General features: G+C 65.1%; 13 protein-coding genes. 5 read left to right on the forward strand and 8 right to left on the reverse strand.

Translation table 11 applies throughout. The features are described 5' to 3' along the window. Positions 1 to 196 precede the first annotated feature (196 nt). Complete coding sequence (locus tag JIP62_RS00710) at positions 197 to 3,064, forward strand: TonB-dependent receptor plug domain-containing protein (protein WP_201103064.1); 2,868 nt, start codon at positions 197 to 199, stop codon at positions 3,062 to 3,064. Positions 3,065 to 3,264: 200 nt separating this feature from the next. Then, the gene (locus tag JIP62_RS00715; RefSeq protein WP_230974801.1) at positions 3,265 to 3,792 is read left to right on the forward strand and encodes a hypothetical protein; all 528 of its coding nucleotides are present in this window, start codon (positions 3,265 to 3,267) and stop codon (positions 3,790 to 3,792) included. Between the two features lie 3 nt (positions 3,793 to 3,795). Here the strand turns inward: JIP62_RS00715 and JIP62_RS00720 are convergent, their stop codons facing one another. The 6 genes from JIP62_RS00720 to JIP62_RS00745 are packed head-to-tail and all read right to left on the reverse strand — an operon-like array spanning position 3,796 to position 10,402. Then, positions 3,796 to 4,347, reverse strand: coding sequence for a hypothetical protein (locus tag JIP62_RS00720; RefSeq protein ID WP_201103066.1), 552 nt, complete (start codon positions 4,345 to 4,347; stop codon positions 3,796 to 3,798). Then, positions 4,344 to 7,010, reverse strand: a complete 2,667-nt coding sequence (gene metH / locus JIP62_RS00725; RefSeq protein WP_201103067.1) for a methionine synthase — start codon at positions 7,008 to 7,010, stop codon at positions 4,344 to 4,346. Before metH ends, JIP62_RS00720 begins: the two co-directional genes overlap by 4 nt. Next, complete coding sequence (locus JIP62_RS00730) at positions 7,010 to 7,399, reverse strand: DUF4259 domain-containing protein (RefSeq protein ID WP_201103068.1); 390 nt, start codon at positions 7,397 to 7,399, stop codon at positions 7,010 to 7,012. Before JIP62_RS00730 ends, metH begins: the two co-directional genes overlap by 1 nt. After that, on the reverse strand, positions 7,399 to 8,466 hold the full coding sequence (locus tag JIP62_RS00735; RefSeq protein ID WP_201103069.1) for a homocysteine S-methyltransferase family protein: 1,068 nt from the start codon (positions 8,464 to 8,466) through the stop codon (positions 7,399 to 7,401). The genes JIP62_RS00730 and JIP62_RS00735 overlap by 1 nt, the downstream gene beginning before the upstream one ends. Continuing rightward, the gene (gene metF, locus JIP62_RS00740) at positions 8,463 to 9,440 is read right to left on the reverse strand and encodes a methylenetetrahydrofolate reductase [NAD(P)H] (protein WP_230974802.1); all 978 of its coding nucleotides are present in this window, start codon (positions 9,438 to 9,440) and stop codon (positions 8,463 to 8,465) included. Before metF ends, JIP62_RS00735 begins: the two co-directional genes overlap by 4 nt. Then, positions 9,440 to 10,402 carry an ArsR/SmtB family transcription factor gene (locus JIP62_RS00745; protein ID WP_201103070.1) on the reverse strand — a complete coding sequence of 321 codons (963 nt, stop codon included), beginning with the start codon at positions 10,400 to 10,402 and terminating at the stop codon, positions 9,440 to 9,442. The genes metF and JIP62_RS00745 overlap by 1 nt, the downstream gene beginning before the upstream one ends. Before the next feature lie 129 nt (positions 10,403 to 10,531). On the opposite strand from JIP62_RS00745, the gene JIP62_RS00750 reads away from it, so the two are divergent. Continuing rightward, a complete protein-coding gene (locus tag JIP62_RS00750; protein ID WP_201103071.1) occupies positions 10,532 to 11,122 on the forward strand; it encodes an EF-hand domain-containing protein in 591 nt (196 codons plus the stop codon). Between the two features lie 12 nt (positions 11,123 to 11,134). Here the strand turns inward: JIP62_RS00750 and JIP62_RS00755 are convergent, their stop codons facing one another. Together JIP62_RS00755 and JIP62_RS00760 are read right to left on the reverse strand one after the other, a co-directional pair. After that, positions 11,135 to 11,986, reverse strand: coding sequence for a DUF6065 family protein (locus JIP62_RS00755; protein ID WP_201103072.1), 852 nt, complete (start codon positions 11,984 to 11,986; stop codon positions 11,135 to 11,137). A 39-nt stretch (positions 11,987 to 12,025) separates the two neighbouring features. Continuing rightward, the gene (locus JIP62_RS00760; RefSeq protein ID WP_201103073.1) at positions 12,026 to 12,955 is read right to left on the reverse strand and encodes a 2-hydroxyacid dehydrogenase; all 930 of its coding nucleotides are present in this window, start codon (positions 12,953 to 12,955) and stop codon (positions 12,026 to 12,028) included. A 106-nt stretch (positions 12,956 to 13,061) separates the two neighbouring features. Between JIP62_RS00760 and JIP62_RS00765 the strand changes: the two genes are divergently transcribed. Further along, the gene (locus JIP62_RS00765) at positions 13,062 to 14,828 is read left to right on the forward strand and encodes an acyltransferase family protein (protein WP_230974803.1); all 1,767 of its coding nucleotides are present in this window, start codon (positions 13,062 to 13,064) and stop codon (positions 14,826 to 14,828) included. Between the two features lie 127 nt (positions 14,829 to 14,955). After that, the gene (gene mdoH / locus JIP62_RS00770; protein ID WP_201103074.1) at positions 14,956 to 16,872 is read left to right on the forward strand and encodes a glucans biosynthesis glucosyltransferase MdoH; all 1,917 of its coding nucleotides are present in this window, start codon (positions 14,956 to 14,958) and stop codon (positions 16,870 to 16,872) included. Positions 16,873 to 16,920: the final 48 nt, after the last annotated feature.

The following is a 16,920-nucleotide window of genomic DNA, read 5'->3' on the forward strand; positions in this document are numbered from 1 at the left end:
CCATATCGTGTCATGAATACGACAGTTTGCTACCGGATCGTGACAGCGATGTATTTTCCTAGCCTATTGCGCGAGTCGGTGACTAACTCCCGCCATCGGCAGTCGCTGGATTACCTCCGACGATCGATGTCAACGCAAACGAGGTGCCGAAGACCGGACATTTACTGTCCTGCGGCACTAAGAGGGGAGACTACCTTTGAAACTCCAACAGAGCCGCCGCCGCTTGCTGGCGACGACGATCATCGCAGGGGCTTCGGCGCTGGCGTTCGCTGCGCCGGCCATGGCGCAGGACCCGGGCGCGACGAATGTCGATGATCTGGTCGTCACCGGCACGCGCATCGCGCGTCAGGACTATGTGGCCAACAGCCCGATCTCGACCGTGTCGTCCGAACAGATTCAGGCCCGCGGCGACGTCAACGTCGAGCAGATCCTGAACCAGCTGCCGCAGGTCGTTCCCGGCCTGTCCGCCAACTCCAACAACCCGTCGAACGGTTCGGCGACGGTCGACCTGCGCGGCCTGGGCGCAAGCCGCACCCTGGTGCTGGTCAACGGTCACCGCTTCATTCCGTACGACAAGAGCAATGCCGTCGACCTGAACAGCATTCCTGCCGCGCTGATCGAGCGCGTGGAAGTGGTCACCGGTGGTGCCTCGGCCGTGTACGGCTCTGACGCCCTGGCGGGCGTGGTCAACTTCATCTTCAAGCGCGACTACGAAGGTTTCGGCCTGGACACCCAGTACGGCATCTCGCGCTTCGGTGACGGCGAGCAGTTCAATGCCTCGCTGACGTTCGGTTCGAACTTCGCCGACGACCGCGGCAACGTGACCGGCTACGTTGGCTATTCGGACCGGGACGGCTTCTTCCCCAACTCCGACCGTCCGTGGTCCTTCCCCAGCGCCGCTGGCGGTTCCGGCACCGGCGAATACGGCGGCCTGAACAACCTGGCCCTGAACCCCTACACCGCCGCCGGCTGTCCGACGGCCAACCCCTGCCGCCGTTCGTTCCGCACGACGGGAGTCCCCGGTCCGTTCAGCAACGACTTCAGCCTGTCGCCGACCAGCGACCGTTATGACTTCTCGACTGTCAACCTGCTGCAGTCGCCGTCGGAGCGCTTCAACCTGGCGCTGATGGGTCACTATGACGTCACCGATAACGTCGAAGCGTTTGCCGAAGTCTTCTACACGGACAGCCGCAACAACTCGCAGCTGGCCCCGACCCCGGCGACCGGGATCAGCATCCCGTACACGAACTTCTTCGTGCAGAACTATCCGGCCCTGCTGGCCTATGCCAACTCGCGCCCGAACCCGACCGCTCCGCTGAACTTCGATCGCCGCATGTCGGAAGTCGGAGCCCGGATCCAGATGAACAACACCGATGTCTATCAGATCAACACGGGCCTCCGTGCCGATCTGGGCAGCGGCTGGGAACTGGAAGGCTTCTACAGCTACGGCCGCACTGAGCTCACCACCTCCATCCTGAACGACGTCTCGCGCTCGCGCCTGGCGGCTGCTCTGGCCGGTGGCGGCACGGCGACGACCTGCGCCCCCTCGGTGCAGGCGCTGTTCCCGACCTGCGTGCCGATCAACCTGTTCGGCCGTGGCACGATCACGCCTCAGGCCGCCGCCTTCGTGCGCCTGAACTTCACGGATCGCAGCGTCTTTGAACGCCAGAACGTCCAGCTGAACCTGACCGGCACGGTCATGGAACTGCCGGCCGGTCCGCTGGGCATCGCTGCGGGTGTCGAATATCGTGAGGACACCCTGTCCTACACGCCGGACGATGCCAAGAACGCGGGCGACATCTACGGCTTCAACGCCGAACGTGCCGTCTCGGGCAGCTCGGCCTCGACCGAAGCCTATATCGAAGCCGCCGTGCCGCTGCTGCGGGACGCGCCCTTCGCCAAGTCGCTGGAACTGGAACTGGGTGCCCGTCTGTCCGACTACGACACCGTCGGTCAGGTCTGGTCGTACAAGTTCGGTGGTTCGTGGGAGCCGGTCGATTCGGTTCGCCTGCGTGCCCTGTACCAGCGCGCCAGCCGTGCTCCGAACGTGTTCGAACTGTTCCAGGCCAACGACCAGGGCTTCCCGGCCGTTCTGGACCCCTGCACCACCGTCAACCCCGGCACGGGCGCCGCGCGCACCCTGTCGACCGGTGTCCGCAACTTCTGCCGTTCGCAGCTGGGCTTCGACCCGGTTACCGCCGGCTTCGTGGCTCAGAACACCCAGACCGAGTCGTTCTTCTTCGGTAACCCGGACCTGAGCGAAGAGAAGTCGGACACCGTCACCATTGGTGCCGTGTGGCAGCCCACCTTCGTCGACGGCCTGTCGATGTCGCTGGACTACTACAAGATCGAAGTCGAGGATTACATCGGCACGATCAGCGGCGGCGTCTCCGGCATCGTCGGTGCCTGCTTCGCGGCGGGTGCGGCGGCTTCGGCCACGACCCCGGCTCCTGTGTCCTCCATTGCCGAGTGCAACAACGCGGGTATCGGCCTGCCGCTGATCTTCCGCGATGCGGCCGGCAACCTGAAGGCGCGCGCGCCCCTGGGTAACGTCTCGGCTCTGGAAACCAGCGGCGTGGACTTCTCGACCCGCTATGGTTGGGATGTGCCGTGGGCCGGTGGCATGTGGGGCGAACAGCTGGATATCGCTGTCAACCTGACCTACCTGGACAGCTACGAGCTGGACGGTATCGAGTACGCTGGCACGGCTGGTGCCTATAACATCAGCGCCACCCTGCCTGAGTGGAAAGCCAATATCTCGCTGGGTTACGATGTTGGCCCGGTGCGTGTGGCCTACTCCGGCACGTTCATCGACGAGCTGGACAACCAGGGCAACATCCCTGACTTCCAGGACGGCGGGTACAGCGGCATCGACTCCTACTGGTACCACGACGTGAGCGGCACGTGGCAGGCGACCGAGAACATGGAAGTGTTCGCGGGCATCCGTAACCTGCTGGACGAAGAGCCCCCGGTGTTCGACAACTCGCCGGACGGCAACACCGACCCGAACGCCTATGACGTGAACGGCCGGTACTTCTTCTTCGGTGCGCGCCTCAAATACTAAGACGCGACCGAGCTGTTTGACTGAGGGCGGCGGATCTTTGGGTCCGCCGCCTTTTTCTTTGGCCAAGCGATGCCGTAGAAAAACCATCGGCCGCCTTCACGCGTTGCCTACCGTCCCGGCCTCTGCGGTCGCCATTCGAAACAGCCACCACCATGATTGCCAGCGTTCTTGCCAGCCTCCTTCTGCTCCAAACCTCGCCGATGCCCCAGGACCAGCCGGTTGCGACCGCTCCGCGTGCTGTGGAGGCACAGGATGAGGTGATGGCGACCCGGCCTGTGGGAGAAACGGCCGATGCCCTGCGCCTGCGAGAAGCCGTCGCCTATGGCAATGATCTGCCGCGAGGGGCACCCAGTGCCGACTATCCTTTGGTCGCCTGGTGTGAAGCCTTGGTCCTGGGTCATGTCGCGGTCGGCGAAAGCCTGACGAACGCTGATCCGCTGGATCTGGAGATCGTGCGGCTCGGACGGCTGGAAGCGCAGGATTTCCGCTCTGCCCTGGATGCCGCCGCGCCGCGTCAGTCGGCCCAGACCCGCGCCGCGGCCGATGCCGCGGCTGCAGAGGCGGCTGCGAAATGGGAGCCGATCCTGGCCCAGACCGAAGAGGGCGTCCGCAGCGAGGCCTTCGGCCTGTTCTTCGGCCTGCCCGGTCGGTGCGAACACGCCGCTCGCCGCATCCGCGAGAACATCACCACCCCGCCGGCCACTCCTGCAGAAGTCGGGCTGGAATAGGGGTCAGGCTTCGGTATCCGAAGGAGGACGCCTCACGAGTGTTTCTGTCCCCGGCACATTCAACTCGAATGCCTTGATAAGGAAAGGCTCGAGCCCATCCGATCCTGCAGCCAATCCCAATGGTCTTCGGTCGCGGAATTTAATGACCAATCCAGGGCCCATAGTCGCTTCGCGGACCCGAAGTGTGTTCCACGGTCTTCGCTCCTGACCCCGAGGGGTCACGCCGTGGTCGTCGTAGGTGATGATGGCCCCCCGCTGAAACCATAGAATGGTTGCGCCGAGACCGAGACAGATGAGTGCGAAGCTGAGCCAGCCTTCCGGCGAATCGCCTTCCCACTCGCGCTGCACGGTGCCCAGCCAGCCGACGAGTAATCCGCAAAAAATTGCCAACATAGCGCTGCCGATAACCGTTGGCGCTGCGCGGACCTCTCCGGGTCCTGCGCGTGGAGAGACTCGCTTCCAGATGACACCAACAGCGCCGAGAATAGCGATGCAGATCCCAGCGAAGACGAGCTGCATGCTCCATGCAGGCAAAGCCCGAAAAAAGTCCATCATGCCGCGCTTTCGCGAGCTGCGACGCCCGGCTCATAGTTGAGGATCGGAGCCAGCCAGCGTTCGGCGGTTTCCAGGTCCCAGCCCTTGCGCCGGGCATAGTCCTCGACCTGGTCCCGGTCGATCTTGCCGACGCCGAAATAGTGGCTGGCGGGATGGCCGAAATATAGGCCAGACACCGAGGCGGGCGGGCTCATGGCAAAGGATTCTGTCAGCGCCATACCGGCATTGGTCTCAGCCTGAAGCAGGCGGAACAGCGTCCCCTTTTCAGTGTGGTCGGGCTGGGCCGGATAGCCGGGGGCAGGGCGGATGCCCTGATATTTCTCGGCGATCAGGTCGTCGGTGGTGGTCGCCTCGTCCGGCGCATAGCCCCACAGCTCTGTGCGGACCTTTTTGTGCATGGCTTCGGCAAAGGCTTCGGCCAGGCGGTCGGCCAGGGCCGAGGCCATGATAGCCGAATAGTCGTCGCCGGCGTCCTTGAAGCGTTTGGAGACTTCCAACTCGCCATGGCCCGTGGTCACGGCGAAGGCCCCGATATAGTCCGATCCTTCGGGGGCGATGAAGTCAGACAGGGCCGAGTTGGGCTTGCCGTTCGACTTGGCGATCTGCTGGCGCAGGGTGTGGAAGCGGGCGATCTCGGTGGTCCGCGTCTCATCGGCGAAGACGATGATGTCGTCCTTATCGGCATTGGCGGGCCAGAAGCCGACGACGCCGCGCGCGGTGAACCACTTCTCGTCGATGATCTGCTTCAGCATCACCTGGGCGTCGCGGAACAGGTCCTGGGCCGCCGTGCCCACGATCTCGTCGTCCAGGATCTGCGGATAGCGTCCGATCAACTCCCATGAGGCGAAGAAGGGCGTCCAGTCGATGTGATCGGCCAGATCGCCAAGGTCCCAGGCGTCGAACGCCCGCACCCCGATGAAGGAGGGCGCGGCAGGGCGCGGGGCCGACCAGTCGATGGCAAAGCGGTTTTCGCGGGCCTTGGCGATGCTGGTGCGCGCCTTGACCTCCTGGCCTCGCGCATACTGTTCACGAATGCGGATGTATTCGTCGCGGGTCAGGGCCTCGTTCTTGGCCCGGTCGCTCTTGGACAACAGGCCCGATACCACGCCGACAGCCCGGCTGGCATCCACCACATAGGTGGTCGAACCTCGCTGATAGGCTGGCTCGATCTTGACGGCCGTGTGAGTGCGGCTGGTCGTGGCCCCGCCGATCAGAAGGGGAATGTCGAAACCGCGCCGCTCCATCTCGCGCGCGACGAACACCATCTCGTCCAGGCTCGGTGTGATCAGGCCGGACAGGCCGATGATGTCGACATTGTGAGCCTTGGCCTCGTCCAGGATGCGGTCGGCCGGCACCATGACGCCCAGGTCGATGACCTCATAGTTGTTACATTGCAGCACGACGCCGACGATGTTCTTGCCGATGTCGTGGACGTCGCCCTTGACCGTGGCCATCAGGATGCGGCCCGCCTGCTCGCGTGGCTTGCCGGCCTTTTCGGCCTCCATGAAGGGTTCCAGCCAGGCCACGGCCTGCTTCATCACGCGGGCCGATTTCACGACCTGCGGCAGGAACATCTTGCCCGAGCCGAACAGGTCGCCGACCACATTCATCCCGTCCATCAAGGGGCCCTCGATGACGTGCAGCGGCCGGTCGAACGCCAGGCGGGCCTCCTCGGTGTCGGCGTCGATGAACTCGGTAATGCCGTGGACCAGGGCGTGTTCGATCCGCTTTGCGACCGGCTGGTCCCGCCATTTCAGATCGACGACGCGCGCGACGCCCTTGTCGCCCTTGTAGTTGGGGGCAATGTCGACGAGCCGCTCGGTGTTGGAGACATTGGTCCGCTGCGGCCGGTTTAGGATCACATCCTCGACGGCCTCGCGCAGGGTCGGGTCGATGTCGTCATAGACGGGCAGGTCGCCAGCATTGACGATGCCCATGTCCATGCCCGCCTGGATGGCATGATACAGGAACACGCTGTGGATCGCCCGGCGCACCGGCTCATTGCCGCGGAAGCTGAAGCTGACGTTCGACACCCCGCCCGAAACGCGGGCGTAGGGCAGGGTGGCCTTGATGACCTTCGTCGCCTCGATGAAGTCGACAGCATAGTTGTCGTGCTCCTCGATCCCCGTCGCCACGGCGAAGATGTTGGGGTCGAAGATGATGTCCTCAGGCGGGAAACCGACCTCGTCGACGAGGATGCGATAGGCGCGGGTGCAGATCTCGATCTTGCGGGCGGCCGTGTCGGCTTGTCCGACCTCGTCAAAGGCCATGACCACCACGGCGGCGCCATAGCGCAGGCATTTCACCGCCTGGGCGCGGAAGGCGTCCTCGCCTTCCTTCATGCTGATCGAATTCACGATCGGCTTGCCCTGAACGCATTTCAGTCCCGCCTCGATCACCTCCCATTTGGAAGAGTCGATCATCACCGGCACGCGGGCGATGTCGGGCTCGGCCGCGATCAGGTTGAGGAAGGTGATCATGGCCTGCTGCGAATCCAGCAGGCCTTCGTCCATGTTGATGTCGATGATCTGGGCCCCGGCCTCGACCTGTTGCCGGGCGACGGCCAAGGCGGCGGTATAGTCGCCGTCCACGATCAGCTTCTTGAATTTGGCCGAGCCGGTGACGTTGGTCCGCTCGCCGACGTTGATGAAGGTGGGACGCATTATAGGGCCTTCAGCGCTTTGCGCGTTTCAGTTCGCCAGTCTTCGAGTTCGGAGCCTTCGGCCCAGAGCTCCTGGAGTTCAGAGCGATTCAAAACCCTGCCTATGGTGCGCTTTGCCAACCAGGCGGACAGCGGCGGCGGAGGCGGCAACATATCAAGTAAGGCGGCTGCGTCTTCGCTGACGGTTACTTCAGAGCGTGAGCGAGCAGCCGCAACGAGGGTCGCAGCTGCCAGGCCCCTTTGGCTTTCGGGCGCCTCCAGATAGCCGAACGTCAGGATGACCTTCTGCATGGCTTGCACGGCAGGCACCCAACTTCCCGCTTCCTCAATCTCGTAGAGAAAGTCCCCTGCGTCGTCGTTCTCGAATGCGGCCAGTCCCCAGGTGCCCATCACGCCACCAGCTCGAACGGTTCCAGCCCGCTCAGCCGCATGGCCACCGGCCGCTCCGGAATCTCACGCGTCGGCAGTTTGGACACCGCCTCGGCCGTGTGCCGGATGTGGTCCGGCGTCGTGCCGCAGCAGCCGCCGACGATGTTGACCAGACCCGACGCCGCCCATTCCTCGATGAAGTGGGCGGTTTCGTGCGGTTCCTCGTCGTACTGGCCCATGGCGTTGGGCAGGCCGGCGTTGGGATAGGCGGCGACCAGAGTGTCGGCGACGCGCGACAGCTCGGCAATGAAGGGCCGCATTAGGTCGGCCCCCAGCGCGCAGTTGAAGCCGACGGCGAACGGTTTGGCGTGGCGCACGCTGTTCCAGAAGGCCTCGGCGGTCTGGCCTGACAGGGTCCGGCCCGACCGGTCGGTGATGGTGCCCGAGATCCAGATCGGCAGGGGCTCCAGCCCCTCGTCCTCGAGGTCCTTGATGGCCTTGATCGCAGCCTTGCAGTTCAGCGTGTCGGTGATGGTCTCTATCAGATAGAGGTGCACGCCGCCTTCGTTCAGCGCCTTCACCTGATGGCGATAGGCGTCATAGACCTGATCAAAGGTCACCAGCCGCGCGCCGGGATCGTTCACGTCCGACGACATCGACAGCATCTTGTTCAGCGGCCCGATCGAGCCGGCGGCGAAGCGGGGCTTGTGCGGTTCCTTCTCGGTCCAGCGGTCGGCGGCGGCGCGGGCCAGCTTAGCCCCCTCCAGATTGATGTCCCACACCGACTGGGCATCGAGCTGATAGTCGTCCTGGGCGATGACCGTGGCCGAGAAGGTGTTGGTCTCGCTGATATCGGCCCCGGCGGCGAAATACTGGTCGTGCAGATCGGCGATGACGTCCGGGCGGGTGATGCACAGGATGTCGTTATTGCCCTTCATCTGGCCGTTGTGGGCGGTGAAGCGGTCGCCCCGGAAATCCTCCTCCGACAGCTCGCGCCGCTGGATCATGACGCCCCACGATCCATCAAGGACCAGGATGCGTTTCTTGGCGGCGGCGTGCAGGGCGGCGATGCGGTCCTGGCGGGTCATGCGGCCACCGCCGTTTCCCGAACGCCCAGCACCCGGCAGATCGCATAGACGAGGTCAGCGCGGTTCAGAGTGTAGAAATGGAAGTCGGCAAAGCCTTCTTCCTGCAGACGGGCGCAGGTCTCGGCGGCGATGGAGGCGGCCAGCAGTTTGCGGGTCTCAGGGTCGTCGTCCAGGCCATCGAAATGGGCGGCCAGCCAGCCGGGCACGGCCGCGCCGCACGCCGCGCTCATCCGCTGCAAGGCTCCGAAATTGGATACCGGCATGATGCCGGGGATCAGCGGGATGGTTACGCCCGCCGCCCGGATGCGGTCGCGGAACCGCAGAAAGGCATCGATGTCGAAGAAGAACTGGCTGACCGCGCGCGTGGCGCCAGCATCGACCTTGGCCTTCAGCACATCGATGTCGTGCTCGATCGACGGGCTCTCGGGATGTTTCTCCGGGTAGACCCCGACCGTGGTCTGGAACCCGCCGATCCTCTGGATGGCCTGGGCCAGTTCGGTGGCGTTGGCATAACCGTCTGGACGAGGCCGATAGACCCCGCCGATGCCCGAACCGCCCGGCGGATCACCGCGCAGGGCGACGATATGGTTCACGCCTGCGGCCTTGTAGTCGCGAATGACCTCGTCGACCTCGTCGCGGCTGGCCTCGACGCAGGTCAGGTGGGCGGCGGGCTTCAACGTCGTCTCGGCCAGCATCCGGGTGACGGTGCGGTGGGTGCGCTCACGGGTCGAGCCGCCCGCGCCATAGGTCACCGAGACAAAGGCGGGGTTCAGCGGTTCCAGGCGGCGCACAGCCTTCCAGAGATTGGCCTCGGCCTCTTCCGACTTGGGTGGAAAGAACTCGAATGACACGCGCACCGGATTGGCGTTGTCGCCGGCCCTTGCGACGGGGCCCAGCGGCGACAGCAACAGGGCACGGGCATCCGCCAGGGTGGGCGCTGGGGCGGACGTGGGGGTGGCTGCGGGGGCGACCATCAGGCGGCGTTCCTGTTTGATTGGGCGGTCCGCTCGGCGGTCCAGATGGAGACGGTCAGTCCGTCGGTATCGGGTGGCAGGGCGATGGGGGCACAGGGTGTCAGTCCGGCATCGACCAGCCAGCGTCCCATCTCCGCATCGGCGAAACCCAGCCGGCGATGCTGATGTTCGTCCCTCAGCCGCTCCATCTCGTGTGGGGCGAAATCGATGATCAGAAGACGCCCGCCCGGCATGACAAGACGGGCCGCCTCGGCCACGGCAGCGGCCGGATCAGCCAGGTAGTGCAGGACCTGATGCACGATCACCAGATCGGCACTGGCCGGCGGCAGGCGGGTGGCGAAGATGTCGCCGTGGCGCAGTTCGACCTTGTCCAGCCCCGCGCGGCTGACATTGGCGCGGGCGATGTTCAGCATGTTCTGGCTCAGATCCAGACCGACCGCCATGCGCGCGCGCGCGCCGATCAGGGTCAGCATGCGGCCCGAGCCGGTGCCCAGGTCGACGACCCGCTGAAACGGGCCAGGCCCGGCCGCCCGATCAATCGCCGCCTCGACCGCGCTCTCCGAGACATAAAGCGAGCGGATCCGATCCCATTGGGGCGCGACCTGTTCGAAATAGGCGGCGGCCGCCACGTCGCGCTCGCGCCGGACCTCATCCAGGCGCTTGTGATCCTGCTCGCCCTCGGCGTCGTCCAGCAGGTCCAGAACGGTGTCGATCAACCGACGCGCCGTGGCGTCGGCGGCATGGCGATAGAAGACGCGTGCGCCGTCGGGAAACCGTTCGATCAGTCCGGCGTCGGTCATCAGCTTCAGATGGCGCGACACGCGCGGCTGGCTTTGACCCAGGATGCGGGACAGCTCCATCACCGACAGCTCCTCGCCCGCCAACAGCGAAAGCACCCGCAGACGGGTCGCTTCGCCTGCGGCACGCAGGGCCTCAATGGTTCGGTCGGCACTCAAGGACATGCAATCATATAAAGATATCCTTATATGATTGTCCAAGAAAATTCCGCCGGTGGTTCCGCGGTCGCGCAGGAAGTCGGCTTGACCCGCGTTGGACATGACGCACCATGCGGCCTGTTCCAGGAGACTGCCATGAAACATCGTCTGAAACTGGCTCCGGCCCTGACCGCAGTGGCGGTTTCAGGACTGGTTCTTGTCGCCTGCGGCCGGTCGCAGGAAGAACAGGCGGATCCGGTCGAACCGGCGGCGGTAGATGCCGCGCCGACCCTGGCTGAACAGGCCGCCGGGGCGCCTGTGGAAGCCGATGAGCCTGCAATCGGTCCCGCTGCGTCCGAGCCGAACAATGCCACGCGTCCCCGCTCTCGCCCTGATCGGGCGAACCCGCCACCGGTCGATATCCAGAGCGGTAACGCGGCGATCGCTCCAGAGCGTCCGCGCGCTCTGCGATCCAGCAGCCTGTCGGACATGCACGAGCGCTCCGACCGTATCTTTGACCGCTTCGACGCCGATGGCGATCAGGTGATCGAGGCGGCCGAACGCCAGTCTGTTGCGGACGGTCGCGGTCTGCGCTTGCTGGAGCGGGCTGACGCGAACGGCGACGGGCGCATCACACGGGCCGAAATGCGGTCGGGGACCGAGACGATGTTCCGCCGAATGGACGCCAATGGTGATGGCATCATCAGCGCCGACGAACGCCCCGACCGCGGCGACCCCGAGGACTGAGCGCGCCTGCGATCACTCCTCGGAAGCTTTTGCCGCAGCCTGCGCTGACCAGGTCTTGAAGTTGAGCGGAACGACCTCGCCGGCAGGAGCGGTTGGGGCAGCGTCCCGCAGCGGCATCAGGCGGCGTTTGTTGACGTGCTCGGCGGGGCGACCCTCCACCTGAGCGATCTCGGGATACTCTCCCCGGAAATAGAATCTTTGCCAGGCCTGTCGGACAGCGTCTGGGTCGCCGCCGGCGATCCGGCTGTTGAAGTCGGTCCGGACCGTTTTCCACGCTTCATACTGCCCGGCCAGCACGGGATCCTGATCCAGGGTCAGGCGCACGGGCTCGAACTGCTCCAGCCGCATGTGTTCGACGGGGGTAATGAAACAGAAGACCTCACCCTTTTCGAACCGAACCGTGCCAGGCGCGGTGAAGGCCCAGTTCATCGTGAAGGGATAGGGCAGCCAATCGGTCTCGATGAGACCGTCCAGGGCGGCGATCCCGTGCTTGGGACGGTTCGGCGGACCCGACGCCTTCAGGGCCCAGCCCGGCGGCGTCCGAAACATCCACCCGACATGGAAGGTCACGATGCCGTGGCTGAAATGAGAGGCGGCAAAGTGGTCGAAGTATTCCGCTCCCTCATCGGGCTGAAAGGTGATGGCCTCCGTGCCCAGGCCGCCGTCCCAGGTCGCGGTGAAGCCGAAGGGGCACAGGATTTCCCAGCCGGTCGTATTGGCCATGCTGAGCGGAAGACAGCGATAGGGGTGACGCGCGGCAAAGGCGTCCATCCACTCACGGTCGGGTCGGCCCGGCACCAAGGGTGGAGGGGAGGGGGTCAGGGGCACGCACTCGAGGCGCAGGGTTTCAGGCGATGCAGTCATGGTCGGCACTCTGAATCGAACGAGAGGGCGAAACTAGGGTCAGTCCGCCACCGGCGTCACCAGGGGTTGGTCCGCGAACGCCGCCTCCAGGTTCTGAAACAACAGCATCAGCATCCCCTGAACTCCCGCCGTCGTCGCCCCGCCCGTGTGTGGCGTCAGGATCAGGTTGGGCACGCCGGACCACCGAGCCGCCGGCGTCGGCTCGACCTCGAATACATCCAGCGCCGCGTGGCCCAGACGCCCGGACTTGAGGGCCGCAATCAAGGCGTCTTCATCCACCAGCTGACCGCGCGCGACATTGACCAGCAGGCCCTGAGGCCCCAGCGCATCCATCACCTCTGCCGAGACCAGGCCTCGGTTGGATTCGTCCGCCTTGCAGGCCAGCACCAGAATATCGCTGTCACGTGCCAGGGCGATCAGGCTTTCGGCGCGGGGCCAGGCTGCGGGTTTTTCACGCGGTCCCCACCAGGCCACCGACATTCGGAAGGTCTCGGCCCGGCGCGCCACCGCCTCCCCGATCGCGCCCAGTCCGATGATGCCGAGCCGTTGATCCTTCAAGGATGGGGTGATGGTGCGGGTTTCTGCGGTCCAGGCACCGGAACGGACCTGGGCATCGCCCGAGACAATCATCCGTCGTGACGCGAGGATCAGGCCGAGGGCATGGTCTGCGACGTCCTCGTGATTGACGCCCGGCGCATGGGTCACCGCAAGGCCGCGCGCCCGGCACCAGCCCACATCGATCCCGTCGTAGCCCGAGGTGAAGCAGGCGATCAGTTTCAGGTTCGGCAGCCGATCGATCAGCGCCTTGTCCAGTGGATATTCGCCCGCCACCACCAGGGCCCCGATTTCCGTCGCCGCCTCGACCGGCGGCCCTTCCCAGAACCGATGAACCGTGAATGACCCTTCCAGCAAAGTGGTCAGCGGAGCCAGATGGGGCTGCATGATCAGAATGGCAGGGGCTCGGGTCATCCCAAGGAGGATAGGCCACCGGGCCAAGGGAGCAAGCGCGCCCCGAATCCTAGACACCCCAAGCCCGGTGGGGCATGGGGGGCTTGTGACAGAGAACGCCGCCACCATGGGTCGACGACTGGATCTGGATTGGATCCGGGTGACGGCTTTTGGCCTGTTGATCCTGTACCACGTCGGCCTCGTCTATGGGCCCTATGACTGGCACATCCAGAGCGTCCACACCTTCGGCTGGATGGCCGAGGGTGTGCTGGTCACCAATCCCTGGCGTCTGACGCTCCTGTTTCTGGTGTCGGGCGCTGCGCTGCGTTTCATGACCCTGAGGCGCACGGCCGGTCAGGTGGCGCGGGCGCGGGCCGAGCGGCTGGTGCCGCCCCTGATCTTCGGCATGCTGATCCTGGTGCCGATCCAGTCCTGGATCGAGGCCATGGACAAGGGAAGCTGGAGCACCGGCTTCCTGGCCTGGTGGTGGCATGAGTTCAGCCCGTCCGGTCTGATGAACGGGGTGCCGACCAACCACCTGTGGTTCGTCGTCTATATCGCGGCCTATAGCGCGGTGGCTGTCTGGCTGATGCGGAACCCCGAGCGGCTGGAGCGTATGGAGACTGCCCTGGCCCATCATCTGCGGGGCTGGCGGGTTTTGGCCGTGCCGGTGGTCTATCTGATCGCCATCCGGGTTCTGCTGTTCCCGCTGTTCGGCATCACCAACAAGCTGACGTGGGATTTCTACAACCACTTCCTGTCGCTGGGGGCCTTCTTGTTCGGCTTCCTGATGGTCCGGCAGGAGGGGCTGTGGCGCGATCTGGAGCGCTATCGTTGGATCGGCGTCGGGGCAGCGGCCATCGCCCTGCCCATCATGATGATGCAGACCGCCCATCCTGGGGGTGGAGCGTTCCTGGGCGTACCGCGCGCGGTCGTCTTCGGCATCGATCAATGGGCCGTAATCAGCGCCATCCTCGGTTTTGGCAGTCTTTACCTGCGCCGTGCCGATGGTCCGGTCCTGCGCTATCTGACTGATGCGGTCTTCACCTGCTATCTGGCGCACCAGACGATCCTCGTGGCCGCCGTCTGGTTGATCCGACCGCTCAACCTGCCGGTCGTGGCCGAGGTGGCGGCCTTGGTCGTGGCCACCTTTGGCGGCAGTCTGCTGATCTATGAAGCGGTGCGGCGGGTGCCTGTTATCCGGCCGATCTGGGGGCTGAAGCCTACGCCGCCTCCGACCGGACCGCGCGTGCCCTATCTGCGACGCCGCCGCCTGCTGTGGGTCGGTGTGGCCGCCCCGCTGCTGGCGCTGGCGGCCGTCCTGATCGCGGTGCTGACCTATCCGGGCTTCGATCACGCACGCCAGTATCTGAGCGAACTGGGTGGGGCGAGCGCACCCATTCCTGCGATCTTCAATCTGGGTGTTCTGATTGCAGGCGCGATGACGGCTCTGGCCGGCATCGGGTTCGGCCTCGCGATCCTCGCGCTGGCCCAGGCGCGATTCGTCGGGACGATGACAGCGGTGGTGTTCGTCCTCGCCGGAACGGGGCTGGTGCTGTCCAGCCTCTATCCCTGGCCCGATCCCCGGCACATGGCGATCAATCTGGGGCTGGGTATCCAGCTGGCTCCCGTTCTGATTCTATGGGGGATCTGGGCGCGGTCGGACTTGCGGCGCTTGAAGCTGTTTCTAGCCGTCGTCTTCGTTCTGATGGCCTTTCTGACCGTCATGACCAAGCATCTGGTCCTTCCGGGCACCGTGAACGACGCCAATGTGGGCTGGTGGGAGAGGGCCTATGCCATCGTTCTGGTCGGCTGGGTGGGCGTCGCAGCCTTCCTGTTGGAGCGGCGCTTGGCTGGACAGGCAGGGCTGGCGGTAGAGCCGCCCACCAACTAAATACGCCCGATCACCATTCCGTGATTGAAAATCGCGTCAAGTTGATTGATTGTGTGGCCATGGTGCGTCGCAGCAAATCAGTCTCGACGACATGGACCTTTAACGGGGGAGCATCGGCATGAGCGGCATGAGCAATCTCGCGGTCCAGATCGAGGCCAATGACGCCTTTGATATTCCGCTGCCCTATCCGCGCGTGGCCCAGTGGCTGCCGGAAGAGGCACCGCTTTCCATGCCGCGTCAGACGTTCGACGACGCAGCCATGCAGGCTCGCGTGTCGCCCGATACGCGGCCGAACGGTCTGTTTGGGCGCCGGGTCATCGTGTTCGGCTCAACCCTCGTAATGGCGGCCCTGGCGGGAATCGCCCCGTTCGTCCTGAGCGCCCGCGAAGGATTCCAGCCGCTGGAAATGCTGGCGTTCGGCCTGTTCATGATCCTGATCACGGCAATCGCCTGCTGGTTCTGCAGCACTTTCGCCGGCCTGATCGTTCTGTTGACCGGGCGCGAGCAGAAGGATCTGGATTTCGCTCCGCACCCGCCGATGCCTGCCACGCGCACGGCCCTGCTGATGCCGCTGTACAACGAGGACGCCCGGGCTTCGACCGCGCGTCTGGCTGCCCTGGATGCTTCGCTCAGCCGTCTGGGTGTTGCGTCCGCCTTCGACATCTTCGTGCTCAGCGATTCGACCAGCGATGCCGCTGCCGCGTCCGAACTGTCCGCCTGCATGGCGCTGCGCGCCCATGCCGGTTGCGCGGTTTACTATCGTCGTCGCCTGAAGAACATCGAGCGCAAGGCCGGCAACATCGCCGACTGGACCCGTCAGTTCGGCGGGGCCTATGAGTTCATGATCGTGCTCGATGCCGACTCGACCATGGCGGGCGAGACCGTCCTGCGCCTGGTCGATGCCATGGAGCGTAATCCCGGCGTCGGTCTGATCCAGACGGCACCGACCATCATCAAGGCCCAGACCCTGTTTGCCCGCGTGTCGCAGTTCGGCGTGCGGCTCTACGGCCGTGTCGCGGCTGCTGGCCTGGCCTGGTGGGCCGGATCGGAAGCCAGCTATTGGGGTCACAACGCCATTCTGCGGACCCGTGCCTTTGCCGACTGCGCCGGCCTGCCCGAACTGCAGGGCCGCAAGCCCTTCGGCGGACACATCATGAGCCACGACGTGGTCGAGGCCGCCTTGCTGCGCCGTGCGGGCTGGGCCGTGCATGTTACCGCCGCCCTGGACGGCAGCTGTGAAGAGACGCCGCCGACCATCACCGACTTCATCCGCCGCGACCACCGCTGGTGCCAGGGCAATCTGCAGCACATCGCCCTGATCGGGGCCAAGGGCCTGAACCCTATCAGCCGCCTGCAACTAGCCATGGGCTGCATGGCCTATCTGTCTTCGCCTCTCTGGCTGGCCTCGCTGGTCGCCGGTCTGGCGCTTCAGCTGCAGAACCCGGTCGACTGGGGGTCCTTCTGGTACATTCTGCACCCGCAGGCCTCGCCCTTCATGCTGGCCTCGCTGCTGGCGGGCGTGCTGCTGATCGGACCCAAGCTGATGGGCTGCATCCTGGTGCTGAGCCGTCCGGGCGAGCGCCGTGCCTTTGGGGGTGCCCGCCGCATTCTGAAGGGCATGGGCCTGGAAATCCTGCTGTCGGCCCTGCTGGCCCCGATCCTGATGGTCGCCAACACCAAGGCCGTCATCCAGATCGTCGGCGGCCATGACGCCGGCTGGGGTACCCAGCAACGCACGGCCGACGGCCTCAGCTGGCGTGATGCCTTCTCGGCCATGCGTTGGCAGATGCTGACTGGCGCGGCCTTTGTCGTCGCCCTGTCGTTCCGCCCGGACCTGGTGACCTGGTTCGCGCCGATCGTTCTGCCGCTGCTGTTCGCCGCTCCCATCGCCGTTGTGACCTCGCGTCGCCGCACCGGAGAGGCCTTCGCCCGCAAGGGCTGGATGGTCACGCCGGACGAGGAGAGCGTGGCGGTCTCGCCCCTGGTTCTGCACAGTGCGCCGCGTCCCGCAGCGATCGAGACCGGAGCCTTGGCCCGCGCCTGATCCGCTTCTGCCGATCGGACAGTCCCCCAAATGCAGACCGGCCCCGCC

The organism is Brevundimonas vitisensis, assembly GCF_016656965.1.
Lineage (GTDB): Bacteria > Pseudomonadota > Alphaproteobacteria > Caulobacterales > Caulobacteraceae > Brevundimonas > Brevundimonas vitisensis.